The organism is Burkholderia diffusa (genome assembly GCF_902499115.1).
In the GTDB taxonomy this organism is placed as follows: domain Bacteria; phylum Pseudomonadota; class Gammaproteobacteria; order Burkholderiales; family Burkholderiaceae; genus Burkholderia; species Burkholderia diffusa.
Genome location: NZ_CABVPN010000038.1, coordinates 23,601 through 38,731 on the forward strand (window position 1 = coordinate 23,601; position 15,131 = coordinate 38,731).

The following is a 15,131-nucleotide window of genomic DNA, read 5'->3' on the forward strand; positions in this document are numbered from 1 at the left end:
GGCTGCCCGGCGGCTCGACGGCGGCATGTCGATCGTGACGTCATGCGGAGCGGACGGGTGCCGCCACTCGCGCCTTCAGCTTGCGCTGCGCCGCGCTGATCGCGATGAACACGACGGCGTTCACGGCGAGCGCGACCAGCCCGGGGTTGATCGACGTCAACGTGCTCGATGCGCCGGGGAACAGCGAGGCGAGCGTCACGCCGTAGTAGTTCGTCATCGCGATTACGATCGCACCGGCGACGATCCCGGCGAATGCCCCTTCCCGCGTGCCGAACGGCCGCTTCAGGAAGCTCGACGCGAGCATCGGCACGAGCTGGGTGAGCAGGCTCGACGAGAAGATCGCGAGCGTGACGAAGGTGGCACCGCCGCGCAGCACGAAGTAGACGACGACCAGCGTGAAGATCGGCAGCGCGATTCGCGCGACGCTCGTCACCTCGCGATCGGTCGCATTCGGCGCGAAGCCATCGCGGTAGATGTTGCGCGCGATCGTCGTCGATGCGTTCAGCATGATCAGCGAGCCCGGCACCAGCGCGGTCAGCAGGCCCGTGCCGCCGACGATGCCGACGAACCACGCGGGGAACGTCTGCTTCACGAGGCGCAGCAGCGCGAGGTCGGTCTGCGCGCCTTCGAGCCCGTGCACGGTCATCACGGCCGCGAAGCCGACGAGGAACAGGAACGCGATCAGCACCTGGTACAGCGGCATCAGGATCACGTTGCGGCGCAGCGCGCGTTCGTCCTTCGCGACGTAGATCGCGGTGAAGCCGTGCGGATACAGGTAATAGCCGAGCGACGTGAGCAGGATCGTCGAGTTGTACCAGCTCAGGTTGAAGCCGTGCTCGGGCATGCGCAGCAGTTCGGGATGCGCGGCGTCGATCTTCGCGAACATCTCGCCGAGCCCGCCGTAATAGTGCATCGGCAGGTACAGGCCGAGGAAGATCGCGATCGCGAGGATCAGCACGTCCTTGAAGATCGCGATGCTCGCGGAGCCGTGAATGCCCGACACGACCATGTAGACCGCCATCAGCGACGCGGCGATCCAGATCGCGGCCGATTGCGGAATCAGCCCGTACGACATCTCCGACACGATCACGCCGAGGCCACGCAGCTGGATCATCAGCAGCGACACCATGGCGAACACGGCCACCACCGACACCAGCACGCCGATCGCGCGGCTGTCGTACTTCGACGCGAAGTAATCGGCGAACGACACGAGCCCGCGCTCCTTCGCGTAGCGCCACACCGCGGGCAGCATCCAGTAGCCGATCACGAACGCGAGGCAGCCGTACGACAGGATGTAGAACGCAGGCACGCCCTTGCTGTAGGTCCAGCCGCTCGCGCCGAGGAACGAGAACGTCGAGAACGCCTCGCCGGCCATCAGCAGGAACGTGAGCAGCGAGCCGAAGCCGCGCCCGCCGACCGCCCACTGTTCGAGCGTGAGCTTGCGGCCGCGCCGTGCCATCACGCCGATCGCGAGCGCGAACACGGCGAACGCCGCGATGATGAGGATCGATGCGTTCATCGCGCGTCTCCCGTGCGGCCGTCGCGGGCCTGATGGCCCTCGCCGCGCTCGTCGAGGTGGAACAGGATCGCGAGGATCGCGGCGGTCGCCGCCATCCAGATCAGGTTCCATACGAGCAGGAACGGCAGGCCGAACAGGAGCGGCCGCACCTCGGCGATCGAGCCGCCGCTGTACATCCCGACGAACGGCAACGCCGCCAGCAACAGTTTGAATTTCATCTATGTCTCCTCCGGAAGACGCGCGAACGCGTCAGGGCATCAGAACTTCTGGCGGATGCCGACCACCGCCGCCACCTGCGACGTCGTCGACGACGGGCCGTCGGTGCCGTCGATCCACGCATGGCCCACACCCGACGACGCCTTCTGGTAGAAGCCGTTCACGTACACGTCGGTGCGCTTGGACAGCAGGTACTGAACGCCGGCCGACACCTGCTGGTAGTGACCGTCGTCCCCGCCGCGCGCGACCTTCGTATACGTGTAGCCGGCCGCGGCCATCAACGCGGGCGTGATCAGGTAGCGCACGCTGCCTTCGTAATTGCTGAAACGCAGCGCGCCGCCCGTCGCCTGGCCGAAGTTCGAGCCCGTGTACAGCAGCCCGAGCGTCGCCTGCCCGATCGCATAGCTGCCGCCCGCGCCCCAGATCTGCTGGCGCACCGCGTTCGACAGGCCGGCGCCGAACACCGACGCCGAGCCCGGGTAATAGTTGTCGGACGCGACGGCGCCCGTCGCGCTGGCCGCCGGATGGTTCACGCGCGCATAGGCGGCACCCGCGTTCAGCGGCCCGTTCGCATACGTGACGCCCGCGCTCCACGTGTTGTCGTTCGAGAAGCCCGTCGAGTTCGAAAACCCGACCATCAAATTCGCCTGCAGGCCCGCGATCGTCGGCGACACGTACTTGACCGCGTTGTTGGTGCGGAACGTGTTGTTGATGTCGTCGTTGTCGAACGGATGCGTCGAGTACTGCGCGAGGAAACTGCTCATCTGCAGCGAACCGAGGATGTCCTGCGTCGAGTTGTACTGGCGGCCGAGCGTCACCGCACCCCAGCTCGCGCCGCTCAGGCCGACCCACGCCGAGCGACCGAACATCCGGCCGCCCTGCCCGAGCGCGCCGTTCGCGACGTTGAAGCCGTTCTCGAGCCGGAAGTTCGCCTTCAGGCCGCCGCCGAGATCCTCGGTGCCGATCAAGCCCCAGCGCGGGCCCGATTCGTTGCCGCCCGTGAACTGCCACAGCGCATGGCCCTTCGCGTTGTTCGTGTAGGTCACGCCGGCGTCGACGATCCCGTACAGCGTCACCGTCGACTGCGCATGCGCGGCGCCGGCGAACATCATCGCAATGGCCGCGCTCATGCACGCGACGCCCGTCTTCCTGCCCATCGTTCGCACCATCTCCGTCTTCTCCTCTCCAAACCGTCTTGTCGATGTTGTGTTGTGTTTTCTCGATGCTGGCCATACGCGCCGGTCGGCTTGTATGGACAGTGGCTGGATGGTATCCAGCCGCAATCGCATCAAGAAATGAAATGTTCAACTGGCCGGCAGTTGAAAATCGAATGAAGACGGACGAAGCGGAGGTGGGCGGAAAAAGCGCGCGACTGCAAGCAAACAGAAAGCATCGAGGCCCGCGTGACGTGGCGCACTTTGCTCAGACGTGAATGGCGCGTGCAAGCAAGCTGACGAAACGGCGACGCGTGATGCGGCTATGCGGCGGCTACGCGGTTTTCCCGGATAGCCCGTGCATCGGCCGCCGCAATGCGGCATCGAACGGGTTCGTGCGCGGGCCGATCGCGTCGGCCTGGCGCCGCAGCAGTTCGACGACCATCGGCATCCGGTCGTCACCGAGGCGCGACGCCAGCGTGCCGACGCTCAGCGCACCGACCGGATAACCGGTGCGGTCGAGGATCGGCACCGCGACGCCGGCCATCCCGTCGAGCACGCCGCTGTTGCGCCCTGCATAGCCGAGCTGGCGCACGCGTTCGATCTCGGTGCGCAGGTACACCTCGTCGAGCACGCCGTAGCCGCGAATGCGCGGCACGTTGAAGCGGATCACTTCCTCGCGCTCGGCTTCCGGCAGGAACGCGAGGATCGCGAGGCTGCCCTGCCCGACGCCGAGCGCGATGCGCCCGCCGATGTCGCCGGTAAACGAGCGGATCGGGAACGGCCCTTCGCACAGATCGAGACACACGGCGTCGAAGCCGCTCTTCACGAGCAGGAAGATCGTCTCGCCGAGACTCGCGCACAGCCGCAGCAGCGCGGGCCGGCACAGCGTACGCATGCTGCTCGGGTTGCCGGCCAGCGCGGCGAGCGCGAAGAAGTCGACGCTCAACCGGTACAGCTTCGACTGCTCGTCCTGTTCGACCATCCCTTCCGCGATCAGCGATTGCAGGATCCGGTGCGCCGTGCCTTGCGTGAGGCCGACGGCCCTCGCGAGGTGCGTGACGCGCACGCCGTCCTGCTGCATGCCGGCCAGCGCGCGCAGGATCGCGAACGCGCGCTGCAGCATGCCGGTGCCCGGCGCGCCGGCCGCATCGGCGGCATCGGCAGCGGCGTCCTCGTCCGGGGACGGCATGCGTGCGGCACGCGACGTTCCGCGCGAATGCGGTTCCTGCATGCGAGTTCTCCTCGATGATTTCATTGAACGGAATATGCCAGACGCCATTGTCGTGCCGCCGAAATGCGTCGGGCATCCGGGTGTGCACGGGATTGACGCGCGCTTTTCACCCCCTGGCCAGCCTTCATTCAACGGAACGATTTTTCTTCCATGTCCAAAAGTATTCCGCCAACCGGAATTTCTCAGAAATTCATCCCGCTGAGCAGAATTCGAAATTGACGCTCCCCAATATGGCTGGCTAGAGTCCGCGTCAATGACGCACCGGCCATCCGGTGTGCGAACCCGGAGCTCCCCATGTCGTTTCTCACGCTTACGGATCTGACGAAATCGTTCGGCGAGCTCACCGCCGTCGCCGACGTCAACCTGTCGGTCGAGCAAGGCGAATTCGTGTCGCTGCTCGGGCCGTCGGGCTGCGGCAAGACCACGACGCTGCAGATGATCGCCGGCTTCGTCGACGTCACGCGCGGCCGCATCGCGCTCGACGGTCAGGACATCACGCACATGAAGCCGAACCGCCGCGGGCTCGGCATCGTGTTCCAGAGCTACGCGCTGTTTCCGCACATGAGCGTCGCGGAAAACGTCGGCTTCGGCCTCGACATGCGCGGCGTCGACAAGGCGGAGCGCGCCGAGCGCATCCGCGCGGCGCTCGCGCTCGTGCGTCTCGATGCGCTCGCGCACCGCTTTCCGCGCGAGCTGTCCGGCGGCCAGCGGCAGCGTGTCGCGATCGCGCGTGCGGTCGTGATCGAACCGCCGGTGCTGCTGCTCGACGAGCCGATGTCGAACCTCGACGCGAAGCTGCGCGAAGAGATGCAGTTCGAACTGCGCGCCATCCAGCGCAAGATCGGCACGACGACGATCATGGTCACGCACGATCAATCGGAAGCGCTGTCGATCAGCGATCGCGTGGTCGTGATGGAAGCCGGCCGCATCACGCAGACCGATACGCCGTACCGCGCGTACGAACGCCCCGAGAACCACTTCGTGTCGCAGTTCATCGGCAAGGCGAACCTGCTGCCCGGCACCATCGTCGCGCACGACGGCGACGCAATTCGCATCGACCTCGGCCACGATCTCGCGGAAACGGGCCGCACCGCGCACCTGCCGGCGCGTGAGCGCGACGTGCGCATCGGCGACGCCGTGTCGGTGTGCATCCGCCCTGAAAAACTGCGACTGTGCGCGCCGGGCGCTGGCCGTTTCGCCGCGACGGTCACGAGCCGCTTCTTCCTCGGCAGCCAGTGGCTGTACCGCGTCGACAGCGCGCTCGGAGAAGTGCTCGTGTGTTGCCAGAACGAAGGCGCGGAGCCGCTCGCGGAAGGTGCGCCGGTCGGCGTCGACTGGCACAGCGATGCGGTGCGCGTGATGCGGCGGGAGGTCTGAATGGGACAGCCTGCCCGACCGCTTCCGACCGACGGCACGCCGGCCACGCTCGCGCAATCGGCCGGAGCCGCCGCTTCGGTCAATACGGCGCCGCTCCGCGCCACCAGTGGCCGCACGCTGCGTGCGTCATGGCGCGCCCATGCGCCGCTGTGGCTGATGTGCGCGCCCGCGTTCCTGCTCTTCGCCGCGCTCGTGCTCGTGCCGCTCGCGATGACCTTCGCGCTCACGTTCTACCGCTACGATCCGGCCACGGGCCCGATTGCCGCGTTCCAGTTCGGCAACTACGCGGAGGTGCTCGGCTCGTCGTACTTCCACACGATCTTCGCGCGCACGTTCGGCATCGCCGCGCTGACCACCGCGATCTGCGTCGCGATCGGCACGCCCGAAGCGTACGTGCTGTCGAAAATGCGCGACCCGTGGCGCTCGCTGTTCCTGCTCGCGATCCTTGCTCCGCTGCTCGTGTCGGTCGTCGTGCGCGCGTTCGGCTGGAGCATGCTGCTCAACACGAGCGGGCTCGTGAACCAGGCGCTCGGGCTCGTCGGTCTCGGGCCGTACAAGCTCGAATACACGACGTTCGCGATCGTGATCGCGCTGGTGCACGTGATGCTGCCGTTCATGGTGATCCCCGTGTGGACCGCGCTGCAGCGGCTCGATCCGCAGACCGAGCACGCGGCGCTGTCGCTCGGCGCGTCGCCGTTCACGACGCTGCGCCGCATCGTGGTGCCGCAGCTGATGCCGGGCGTGCTGTCCGGCAGCCTGATGGTGTTCGGGCTGTCGGCGAGCGCGTTCGCGATTCCGGGCCTGCTCGGCGGACGCCGGTTGAAGGTCGCCGCGACCGCCGTCTACGACGAATTCCTCGGCTCGCTGAACTGGCCGCTCGGCGCGACGATCGCGCTGCTGCTGCTGGTCGCGAACCTCGTCGTGATGCTCACTTACTACCGCGTGCTCGAACGCCGCTATGCGCGCAGCCTCGGAGGCGCTTCCCGATGAGAAAGAACGGCCCGTTCGCCCTGGCGTTCCACACGCTCGTGATCCTGTTCGTGCTCGCGCCGCTCGTGATCGTCGTGCTCGTCGCGTTCACGCCCGACGAAACACTGACGCTGCCGACGCACGGCCTGTCGCTGCGCTGGTTCCGCGCGATCCTCGACTATCCGGACTTCGTCACCGCATTTGCCAACAGCGTGAAGCTCGCGTTCGCGTCGGCGACGCTGTCGCTCGCGATCGCGTTGCCCGCCGGGCTCGCGATCGGCCGTGCGGCGTTTCCCGGCCGCGCGTTCCTGAACGGCCTGCTGCTGTCGCCGCTCGTGATCCCCGGCCTCGTGCTCGGCATCGCGCTGCTGCGGTTCTTCGCGCTGATCGGCGCGACCGGCTCGTTCGCGTGGCTGGTGCTCGCGCACATGATCGTCATCACGCCGTTCGTGATGCGGCTCGTGCTCGCATCCGTCGCCGGCCTCGATCGCAGCGTCGAACAGGCCGCGTGCTCGCTCGGCGCCGATCCGTGGACGACGTTCCGCCGCATCACGCTGCCGATGATCGTGCCCGGCATCACCGGCGGCTGGCTGCTCGCGTTCATCAACAGCTTCGATGAACTGACGATGTCGATCTTCGTCACGTCGCCGCAGACGGTCACGCTGCCGGTGCGCATGTACATGTACGCGACCGAATCGATCGACCCGATGATGGCGTCGGTGTCGGCGCTCGTCATCTTCATCACCGCCGGCGCGATGCTGCTGCTCGATCGCGTGTACGGCCTGAACCGCATCCTGATCGGCCAACACTGATGACGACTTCCGTTTCCCGTTCCACCGGCATCGCGGACGACGGCGCGCAGTTCGTGCGCATCGCCGAATGCGAGCGCGCCGCCGTCGCGTTCACGCTCGACGGCCGTCCCGCGCACGCGCTCGCCGGCGACACCGTGCTCACCGCGATCCTCGTCGCGCAGCGCCGTGTGCGCGTGAGCGAATTCAGCGGCAAGCCGCGCGCGGGCTTCTGCCTGATCGGCGCGTGCCAGGACTGCTGGGTGCGCACCGAGGCCGGCACACGCGTGCGCGCATGCTCGACACCGATCGTCGACGGCATGCGGATTCTCACCGGCGCGCAGCCCGCCGCAGCCGGAGATGCATCATGAACGACGCATTGCGGCCGGTGATCGTCGGCGCGGGACCGGCCGGCGTGCGCGCGGCCGAGGCGCTGGTCGACGCGGGGCTGCGCCCCGTCGTGATCGACGAGAACGCGCGTTGGGGCGGACAGATCTATCGTCAGCCGCCGGCCGACGGTGCGTTCGCGCGCGGCAAGCGCGTGCTGTACGGCTTCGAGGCCGCGAAGGCCGATGCCGTGCACCGGACCATGGCCGCGCTGCTGCCGCACGTCGATTACCGGCCGGACACGCTCGCATGGGCGTGCGGCGCGGGCCGCGTCGACGCACTCCAGGACGGCCGCGAGACGACCGTGCCGTTCTCGCACCTGATCGTCGCGAGCGGTGCGACCGATCGCATGCTGCCGGTGCCGGGGTGGACGCTCGCCGGCGTCTACACGCTCGGCGGCGCACAGGTCGCGCTGAAGGCACAGGGCTGCGCGATCGGCAGCCGCATCGTGTTCGCGGGCACGGGACCATTGCTGTACCTCGTCGCCTACCAGTACGCGAAGGCCGGCGCGCAGGTCGCGGCGGTGCTCGACACGAGCCCGCTGCGCCAGCAGGCGGCGGCCGCTCCCGCGCTGCTGCGCATGCCGTCCACGTTCGCGAAGGGGCTCTACTACATCGGCTGGCTGCGCGCGCACGGCGTCGCGATCGAAACGGGCGTCACGCTCGAGCGCGTGCTCGGCGAGCGGCACGTGACGGGACTCGCTTGGCGCGCGGCCGGCGATGACGCGCCGCCGCGGCTGCTCGACTGCGATGCGCTCGGCCTCGGCTTCGGTCTGCGTTCGGAAACGCAGCTTGCGGATCTCGCCGGCTGCCGGTTCCGTTTCGATCCGCTCAACCGCGCATGGCTGCCAGAACGCGACGCGGCCGGCCGCACGTCGGTGCGCGGCATCTACGTCGCGGGCGACGGTGCCGGCATCGCAGGCGCCGACGCGGCCGAGGCGTCCGGGCGACGCGCGGCACTGGCGCTACTCGACGATGCGGGCATCGAGACGCCGTCGCCCGCGCGTTCCGGCAAACCCGACGCGGCGATGCTGGAACGCACGCTCGCCCGGCTCGGCACGTTCCGCGCGGGCCTCGAAGCAGCGTTCGCGCCGCCCGCCGCACTCGCCGCGCGCTGCCCGGACGACACGATCGTGTGCCGCTGCGAGGAAATCGACGCGGGCACGCTGCGACGCTGCATTCGCGGCGGCGAAGCGACCGAGCTGAATCGGTTGAAGGCGCTGACACGCGCCGGGATGGGCCGCTGCCAGGGCCGCATGTGCGGCGACGCGACCGCACTCGTGCTCGCCGCGGAAACCGGCCGCTCGCTCGCGGACGTCGGTCGGTTGCGCGCGCAACCGCCGGTGAAGCCGTTTCCGATCTCCGCCGCGCTCGCGGGTGACGATGTCGCGGCGATTCCCGACGAGGCGCGCGATGAGTGACCTTCGCCACTACGACGTCGCGATCGTCGGCGGCGGGCTCGTCGGTGCATCGGCCGCGCTGGCGCTGACGCGGCGCGGCTTGCGCGTCGCCCTGTTCGAGCGCCGCGACTGTGGCGCACAGGCGAGCGGCGTGAACTACGGCGGCGTGCGCTGCCAGGGCCGCCCGGCCGAACAGCTGCCGCTCGCGCTGCGCGCACGCCGCATCTGGGATCGCCTGCCGGAGCTGATCGGCATCGACGGCGAGTTCGTCGTGTCGGGCCATTTGCGCCTCGCGCGCAGCGACGCCGATCTCGATGCACTCGACGCCTATGCGGCGCTCGCCGGCGAGCACGGCCTGCCGCTGCAGGTGATGCGCGGCGATGCGTTCCGTCGCCGCTATCCATGGCTCGGCCGCGCGGCGGTCGGCGGCTCGCTGTGCGCGACCGACGGACACGCGAACCCGCGCGTCGTGTCGCCCGCGTTCGCGCGTGCAGCCCGCGCGGCAGGCGCCGACGTATTCGAGCACGCGCCGGTCGACGATGTCCGTCACGACGGCACGCGCTTTCACGTTCATGTCGGCGACCGCGTATGCACCGCAACGTGGCTGATCAATTCGGCCGGCGCATGGGCGAACGCGATCGCAGAACGCTTCGGCGAAGCCGTGCCGATGGAGCCGATCTATCCGAACATGTGGGTGACCGAACCGCTGCCGCCGTTCATCACGCACAACCTCGGCGTGTACGGCGGCGGCGTGTACGCGCGGCAGGTCGCGCGCGGCAACTGCGTGATCGGCGGCGGGCGCGGCAGGGGCGACTGCGAGTTCGGCCAGCCGTCGGTCGATACGACACGCTCGGTGATGCGCGATGCGTGCGCGCTGCTGCCCGCCTTGCGCGACGCGCTGCTGATCCGCACGTGGAGCGGCGTCGAAGGCTGCACGCCGGACCACAACCCGATCATCGGCGCGAGCCGCACCACGCCGAACCTGCTGCATGCGTTCGGCTTTTCCGGCGGCGGCTTCCTGCTCGCGCCGGGCGTCGGCGAGGTGCTCGCCGATCTCGTCACGACCGGCGAAACCGCCACGCCACTCGATGCATTCTCGATCGGCCGCTTCGCTCCGCGAACCATGCCGACCGCCCCTTTCCGTCAAGAGGAGACCCAACGATGAAACTGCTCGGAACGATCGCGGCGGCTGCCGCCCTCTGCATCGCAGGCGCCGGCGCGCCCGCGTTCGCGCAAACGAAGACGATCTACGTCGGCATGAACGGCGGGCCGATGGAAAAGGCCTACACGAGCCAGGTGCTGCCCGACTTCGAGAAGGCGAACAACGTGAAGGTCGTCGTGGTACCCGGCACGTCATCGGACGTGCTCGCGAAGCTGCTCGCGAACCGCAACAAGCCGCAGATCCACGTCGCCTTCCTCGACGACGGCGTGATGGCGCGCGCGGTCAGCCTCGGCGTGTGCCAGAAGCTCGACGATTCGCCGGTGCTGAAGGAGCTGTACCCGTTCGCGCGGATGAAGGATGACGTCGGCGCGGGCGTGCAGCTCGGGATGACCGGCATCGCGTACAACAGGAAACTGTTCGCGGAAAAAGGCTGGGCGCCGCCGACGTCGTGGATGGATTTCGCCGATCCGAAATACAAGGGCAAGGTCGTGTTCCAGTCGGCGTCGAGCAGTACCTTCGGGCTGCACGGCTTCCTCGCGATCAACCGGCTGCTCGGCGGCAACGAACAGAACGTCGAGCCCGGCTTCAGCAAGTGGGCGAGCACGGTCGGGCCGAACGTCGTCGAGTACATCCCTAACTCGGCGAAGATCTCCGAGATGGTGCAGACCGGCGAGGCCGGCCTGTTCCCGCTGACGCCGACCGGCGTCGGCGACCTGCAGGACAAGGGCATTCCGGTCGCGTATGCGAACCCGAAGGAAGGCCCGGTGCTGCTGCTCGTCGACCTGTGCGTGGTCGCGAACAACCCGGATCCGCAACTGGCCCAGAAGCTCGCGCAGTTCCTGCTGTCCGCGCCGGCGCAGACGAAGGCGGCCGAGGCCGGCAAGCAGATCCCGACCAACCGTCTCGCGAAGATGCCCGCCGCGATGCAGCAAAGCCTCGGCAACGTCGACGATCTGGTGCGCAAGGTGACGGTGGTCGACTGGACGGCGATCAACGCGCGCCGCGCGCAGTGGGACACGCGCTGGAACCGGCAGATCGAGCGTTAACAGGCGCCGGCGCGCGCGGGCACGGCCGTGCGCGCCGCGACCATCATTTGCGGGAGTGATGACACTCCCCTTTTTCTGCGGATTTGACCGGGGCGGCGGTGCCGACAACACTAGCCCGCAGTGCCGCATGCGTTCCAGAGACGGCACGCACCCGCCCCCTTCAGAGTCCGCCATGTACCCGACCGACACCGTGCAGTCCCCGAGCGCCGCCCGGCCGCTCGCCGACCGGCAGCTTCGCCGAATCGTCATCGCCTCCGTCGCCGGCAACGCGATGGAATGGTATGACTTCTTCGTCTACGGAACGGCCGCCGCGCTCGTGTTCGGCCACGTGTTCTTTCCACCGGGCGCGTCGCCGCTCGCCGGCAGCCTCGCCGCGTTCGCGGCGTTCGCGCTCGGCTTCGTCGCGCGGCCGCTCGGCGGGATCGTGTTCGGCCATGTCGGCGACCGTTACGGCCGCAAGGCGTCACTCGTGTGGACGCTGCTGATCATGGGCGCGTCGACATTCGCGATCGGCTTGCTGCCGACCTACGCGCAGGTCGGCCTGTGGGCACCGGCCGCGCTCGTCGTGCTGCGGCTGTTGCAAGGCATCGCGTCCGGCGGCGAATGGGGCGGCGGTGTGCTGATGATCAGCGAGAACGCACCGCCCGAGCAGCGCGGCTACTACGCGGCGTGGAGCCAGCTCGGCGTCGGCGGCGGCTTCGTGCTGTCGTCGGCCGCGTTTCTCGCCGCACAGGCACTGCCCGACGACGCGTTCCGCACCTGGGGCTGGCGGCTGCCGTTCCTCGCGAGCATCGCGATCTTCGCGATTGGCATTTATATCCGCCGTCACCTTCCGGAAAGCCGCGACTACGAGCAGGCCGGCAAGCGCGGCGCGCACACGCATTTGCCGGTCGTCGAATGCCTCCGCCGCCATCCGAAGGAAATCCTGCTCGCGATGGGGCTCCGAGTCGCCGAAAACGGCGGCGCGTACATCTTCCTCGCGTTCTCGCTCGTCTACGGCAGATATGTCGGCATCCCGAACGGCGTGATGCTGACCGGCGTGATGATCGCGATGGTCGTCGAAATGGCCGCGATGCTCGCGTGGGGCCGCCTGTCCGACCGGATCGGCCGCAAGCCCGTGTACCTGATCGGCGCGCTGAGCCTCATCGCGTGTGCATTCCCCTTCTTCTGGCTGCTCGACACGCGCGCGACGCCGCTCGTGTGGCTCGCGCTGACGGTCGGAACCGCGGTGAGCCACGGCGCGATGATCGGCACGCTGCCCGCGCTGGTCGGCGAGCTGTTCAGCACCGAGGTGCGCTATTCGGGCGTCGCGCTCGGTCATGAAGTCGCGTCGATCTTCGCGGGCGGGATGTCGCCGTTGATCGCGACCGCGCTGCTCGCGCGCTACCAGGCTTCGTGGCCTGTGTCGCTGTTCCTCGTTGCGCTCGGCCTCGTGACCGTCGTGACGCTATGCGCGATGCGCGAGACGCGCGTCGTGCGGGCTGGCGATTCGCACGGCGACGGGGCGTGAGCGTGCGGCGCGCCCGCACGCTGGTCGGGCCACGTGCGCCAGCCGGCCGTGGCCGATGCAGCAGCGCGTCGTGCGGCGCAGGCATCCCCACCCTGCCAGCACCGCCCGGCGCCCACGCGGCCCTGCCGCGACGGCTACATACCCGATGCCCGCCCCGCGCCGTCGAACACCGGCGCCAGCCCCAGATGATCGAGCAAGCGCCCGAACTCGCCAAGCCGCTGCCGCATGTACGCGGCGACGTCGACGTCCGCATAGTCGTGGAAGCCAGCCCCCGTGCGCACGCCGTCGCGCCCGGCTTCCATGTTGCGCACGACGCTGTCGGCCGGCGCAAAGCGCGGGCCGATTTCGCCGGCGAGATACGTCGACGCGTAGTACAGGATGTCGCAACCGCCCCAGTCGATGAACTCGAGCAGCCCGAGCACGGCGAAACGCGGGCCGAAGCCGGTGCGGATCGCGGTGTCGATGTCCTCGGCGCTCGCGACACCCTCTTCCACCATGCGCACGGCCTCGTTCATCGCGAGCGCCTGGATGCGCGGCACGATGTAGCCCGGCGCCGGCCCGCAGATCACCGGCTTCTTCCCGACGCGTTCGAGCAGCGCGGCCAGTGCATCGACGATCCGTTGATCGGTCGCGCCGCTGCGGCTGATCTCGACGAGCGGCATCAGCAACGCCGGATTCAGCCAGTGCGCGTTCAGCATCCGTTCAGGGTGTGCAACATGGCGCTGCAGCTCGGTGACGACGAACGTCGACGTCGTCGACGCGATCGTTGCGCGCGCATCGACATGCGCGCCCAGCCAGCGCAGCGCGTCGACCTTTGCATCGAGCACTTCGGGCAGCGCTTCGAACACGATGCCGGCGCCGCGCACGGTGTCTGCCGCGCCGTCTCGCGCGACCAGTGCGATACGCGCGACCACGGCCCTGGCCTGCGTGTCGTCGATACGCCCGAGCGCGACCTGCGCATGCAGCGGCCGCAGGATCTCGCCTCGCGTGCGATCCTCGAACACACGCCATCCTTGCGCGTCGCGCGGCTTGAAGTCGATCAGCGTCACGTCGAGGCCCGCGAATGCGAAGACGAGCGCTATCCCCTGCCCCATGCGTCCTGCGCCAAGCACGTGCACGCGCGTCACGTCGGTGGCGGGCGTCATGCGGCGTATCCCGCATCGAGCAGCGCGCGCATCGCATCGCGCGACAGGGCGGCAAGGCCGAACCCGTCCAGCGTACGGCCTTGCGCATACAGGTCGCGCCCGGTCACCGCCGACGCGACGCTCAGCAGCCCCTGCGCAACGGGCGTCGGCACGTTCGCCCAACGCCCGCACGACACGATGAACGACAGCCCGAGCCGGGTGTCCTCGAGCATGTAGCGATGCGTGCACAGATCGATCTTCTCGCGCCAGTCGCCGCTGTCGGTCAGCTTGCCGTGCGCGCCTCGCCCGTACATCCATTCGTCGCCGTCGGTCGCATAGTGGTCCGCGAGCGGGAAATGCGGCGCGCGATAGCCGAGCGCTTCGCGCACGGCGATGCGTTCTGCGTCGAGTGCGTTCGTCACGCGGCGGATCGACGGTTGCGTGCCTTCGTTGTGGATGTCCCACGCGTCGAAGTGTTCGAGCGGCCCGGCGTTCATCAGGATCAGCGGCGGGTGGATCACCGGGCCCGCATTCATCAGCGCGCCCGACAGCGCATCCTCGACCGGCTCGACCGGCGGATAGCCCGCGCGGAGCACGTCGAACGCCCAGCCGGCCGCGTTCGCAGGAAACACGCCGGTCGGCAGGCGCGTCGCATACGCGCTGATCACGACCGCGTTCTCGCCGTGCTTGCGCACCAGATACGGCAGCGTGCCCGTCTCCGCATACGCAACGCGCGCACGGTTGCCGGCGTCTGCCGCCGCGCGCGCGAACACGAAGCTGCCGAACGTGCCGGGCGGCAGGAACACGACCTGGCCGTCCTCGAGCAGCGGCGCGACCTGCGCGGCGACCGCGTCGTGCGAAACGGCCGGCAGCGGCACCACGACGAGCCGCGCGCCGCGCAGCGCGGCCGCGAGATCGTCGGTCAGGCGGATCGCGCCAGGCGCGTCGCCGAGCGGCACCGCGCGCTTGCCGCGATAGTCGGTCACGTGCAACGCGCCGAGCTCGCGCAGCCGCGCATGCGGTTCGCGGTCGCGCCGCCACCACGTCACGTCGTGGCCCTTCTCAAACAGGTCGATCGCGGCCGCATGGCAGCCGTGGCCGCCGCCCAGTACACATACCTTCATCGTTGTCTCCCGGTGAGTGAATGGTTCCGAGACTACGCGGTGGCGCATATCGCGTCGCTTCGAAACGCGCAACGGCACGCCCGTTCGCGCAACGCAATCGCAACAACACGCACGCCGCCGCG

Annotated in this window: 14 protein-coding genes; 8 read left to right on the forward strand and 6 right to left on the reverse strand. The window is 68.8% G+C overall.

All coding sequences use genetic code 11. The features are described from left to right. Window positions 1–40: 40 nt before the first annotated feature. The 4 genes from BTE28158_RS29610 to BTE28158_RS29625 all read right to left on the reverse strand — a co-directional run bounded on the left by BTE28158_RS29610 (window position 41) and on the right by BTE28158_RS29625 (window position 4,123). Window positions 41–1,519 carry a sodium:solute symporter family protein gene (locus tag BTE28158_RS29610; RefSeq protein ID WP_059601323.1) on the reverse strand — a complete coding sequence of 493 codons (1,479 nt, stop codon included), beginning with the start codon at window positions 1,517–1,519 and terminating at the stop codon, window positions 41–43. Beyond that, window positions 1,516–1,737, reverse strand: a complete 222-nt coding sequence (locus tag BTE28158_RS29615) for a DUF3311 domain-containing protein (protein ID WP_059601320.1) — start codon at window positions 1,735–1,737, stop codon at window positions 1,516–1,518. The genes BTE28158_RS29610 and BTE28158_RS29615 overlap by 4 nt, the downstream gene beginning before the upstream one ends. 39 nt (window positions 1,738–1,776) lie before the next feature. After that, the gene (locus BTE28158_RS29620) at window positions 1,777–2,904 is read right to left on the reverse strand and encodes a porin (RefSeq protein ID WP_082728916.1); all 1,128 of its coding nucleotides are present in this window, start codon (window positions 2,902–2,904) and stop codon (window positions 1,777–1,779) included. A gap of 319 nt (window positions 2,905–3,223) precedes the next feature. After that, window positions 3,224–4,123: an IclR family transcriptional regulator gene (locus tag BTE28158_RS29625; protein WP_151050491.1), complete on the reverse strand. Its 900-nt coding sequence runs from the start codon at window positions 4,121–4,123 to the stop codon at window positions 3,224–3,226. A 294-nt stretch (window positions 4,124–4,417) separates the two neighbouring features. On the opposite strand from BTE28158_RS29625, the gene BTE28158_RS29630 reads away from it, so the two are divergent. From BTE28158_RS29630 to BTE28158_RS29665, 8 genes are all read left to right on the forward strand, one after another. Next, window positions 4,418–5,500 (forward strand): ABC transporter ATP-binding protein, encoded by a 1,083-nt coding sequence (locus BTE28158_RS29630; RefSeq protein WP_151050493.1) that lies wholly within the window; start codon window positions 4,418–4,420, stop codon window positions 5,498–5,500. Continuing rightward, window positions 5,501–6,490: an ABC transporter permease gene (locus BTE28158_RS29635; RefSeq protein WP_151050495.1), complete on the forward strand. Its 990-nt coding sequence runs from the start codon at window positions 5,501–5,503 to the stop codon at window positions 6,488–6,490. Continuing rightward, window positions 6,487–7,281, forward strand: a complete 795-nt coding sequence (locus BTE28158_RS29640) for an ABC transporter permease (RefSeq protein WP_124901421.1) — start codon at window positions 6,487–6,489, stop codon at window positions 7,279–7,281. The genes BTE28158_RS29635 and BTE28158_RS29640 overlap by 4 nt, the downstream gene beginning before the upstream one ends. After that, window positions 7,281–7,628: a (2Fe-2S)-binding protein gene (locus tag BTE28158_RS29645; protein WP_151050497.1), complete on the forward strand. Its 348-nt coding sequence runs from the start codon at window positions 7,281–7,283 to the stop codon at window positions 7,626–7,628. The genes BTE28158_RS29640 and BTE28158_RS29645 overlap by 1 nt, the downstream gene beginning before the upstream one ends. After that, window positions 7,625–9,064, forward strand: coding sequence for an FAD/NAD(P)-dependent oxidoreductase (locus BTE28158_RS29650; RefSeq protein ID WP_151050499.1), 1,440 nt, complete (start codon window positions 7,625–7,627; stop codon window positions 9,062–9,064). The genes BTE28158_RS29645 and BTE28158_RS29650 overlap by 4 nt, the downstream gene beginning before the upstream one ends. After that, window positions 9,057–10,208 (forward strand): NAD(P)/FAD-dependent oxidoreductase, encoded by a 1,152-nt coding sequence (locus BTE28158_RS29655; RefSeq protein ID WP_151050501.1) that lies wholly within the window; start codon window positions 9,057–9,059, stop codon window positions 10,206–10,208. Before BTE28158_RS29650 ends, BTE28158_RS29655 begins: the two co-directional genes overlap by 8 nt. Then, window positions 10,205–11,251 carry an ABC transporter substrate-binding protein gene (locus BTE28158_RS29660; protein ID WP_124620866.1) on the forward strand — a complete coding sequence of 349 codons (1,047 nt, stop codon included), beginning with the start codon at window positions 10,205–10,207 and terminating at the stop codon, window positions 11,249–11,251. Before BTE28158_RS29655 ends, BTE28158_RS29660 begins: the two co-directional genes overlap by 4 nt. Before the next feature lie 172 nt (window positions 11,252–11,423). Continuing rightward, the gene (locus tag BTE28158_RS29665; RefSeq protein WP_059601302.1) at window positions 11,424–12,761 is read left to right on the forward strand and encodes an MFS transporter; all 1,338 of its coding nucleotides are present in this window, start codon (window positions 11,424–11,426) and stop codon (window positions 12,759–12,761) included. Between the two features lie 134 nt (window positions 12,762–12,895). Here the strand turns inward: BTE28158_RS29665 and BTE28158_RS29670 are convergent, their stop codons facing one another. Next, window positions 12,896–13,906, reverse strand: a complete 1,011-nt coding sequence (locus BTE28158_RS29670; protein WP_151050503.1) for a 3-hydroxybutyryl-CoA dehydrogenase — start codon at window positions 13,904–13,906, stop codon at window positions 12,896–12,898. Then, window positions 13,903–15,009, reverse strand: a complete 1,107-nt coding sequence (locus BTE28158_RS29675; protein ID WP_174920237.1) for an NAD/NADP-dependent octopine/nopaline dehydrogenase family protein — start codon at window positions 15,007–15,009, stop codon at window positions 13,903–13,905. The genes BTE28158_RS29670 and BTE28158_RS29675 overlap by 4 nt, the downstream gene beginning before the upstream one ends. Between the last annotated feature and the right edge of the window lie 122 nt (window positions 15,010–15,131).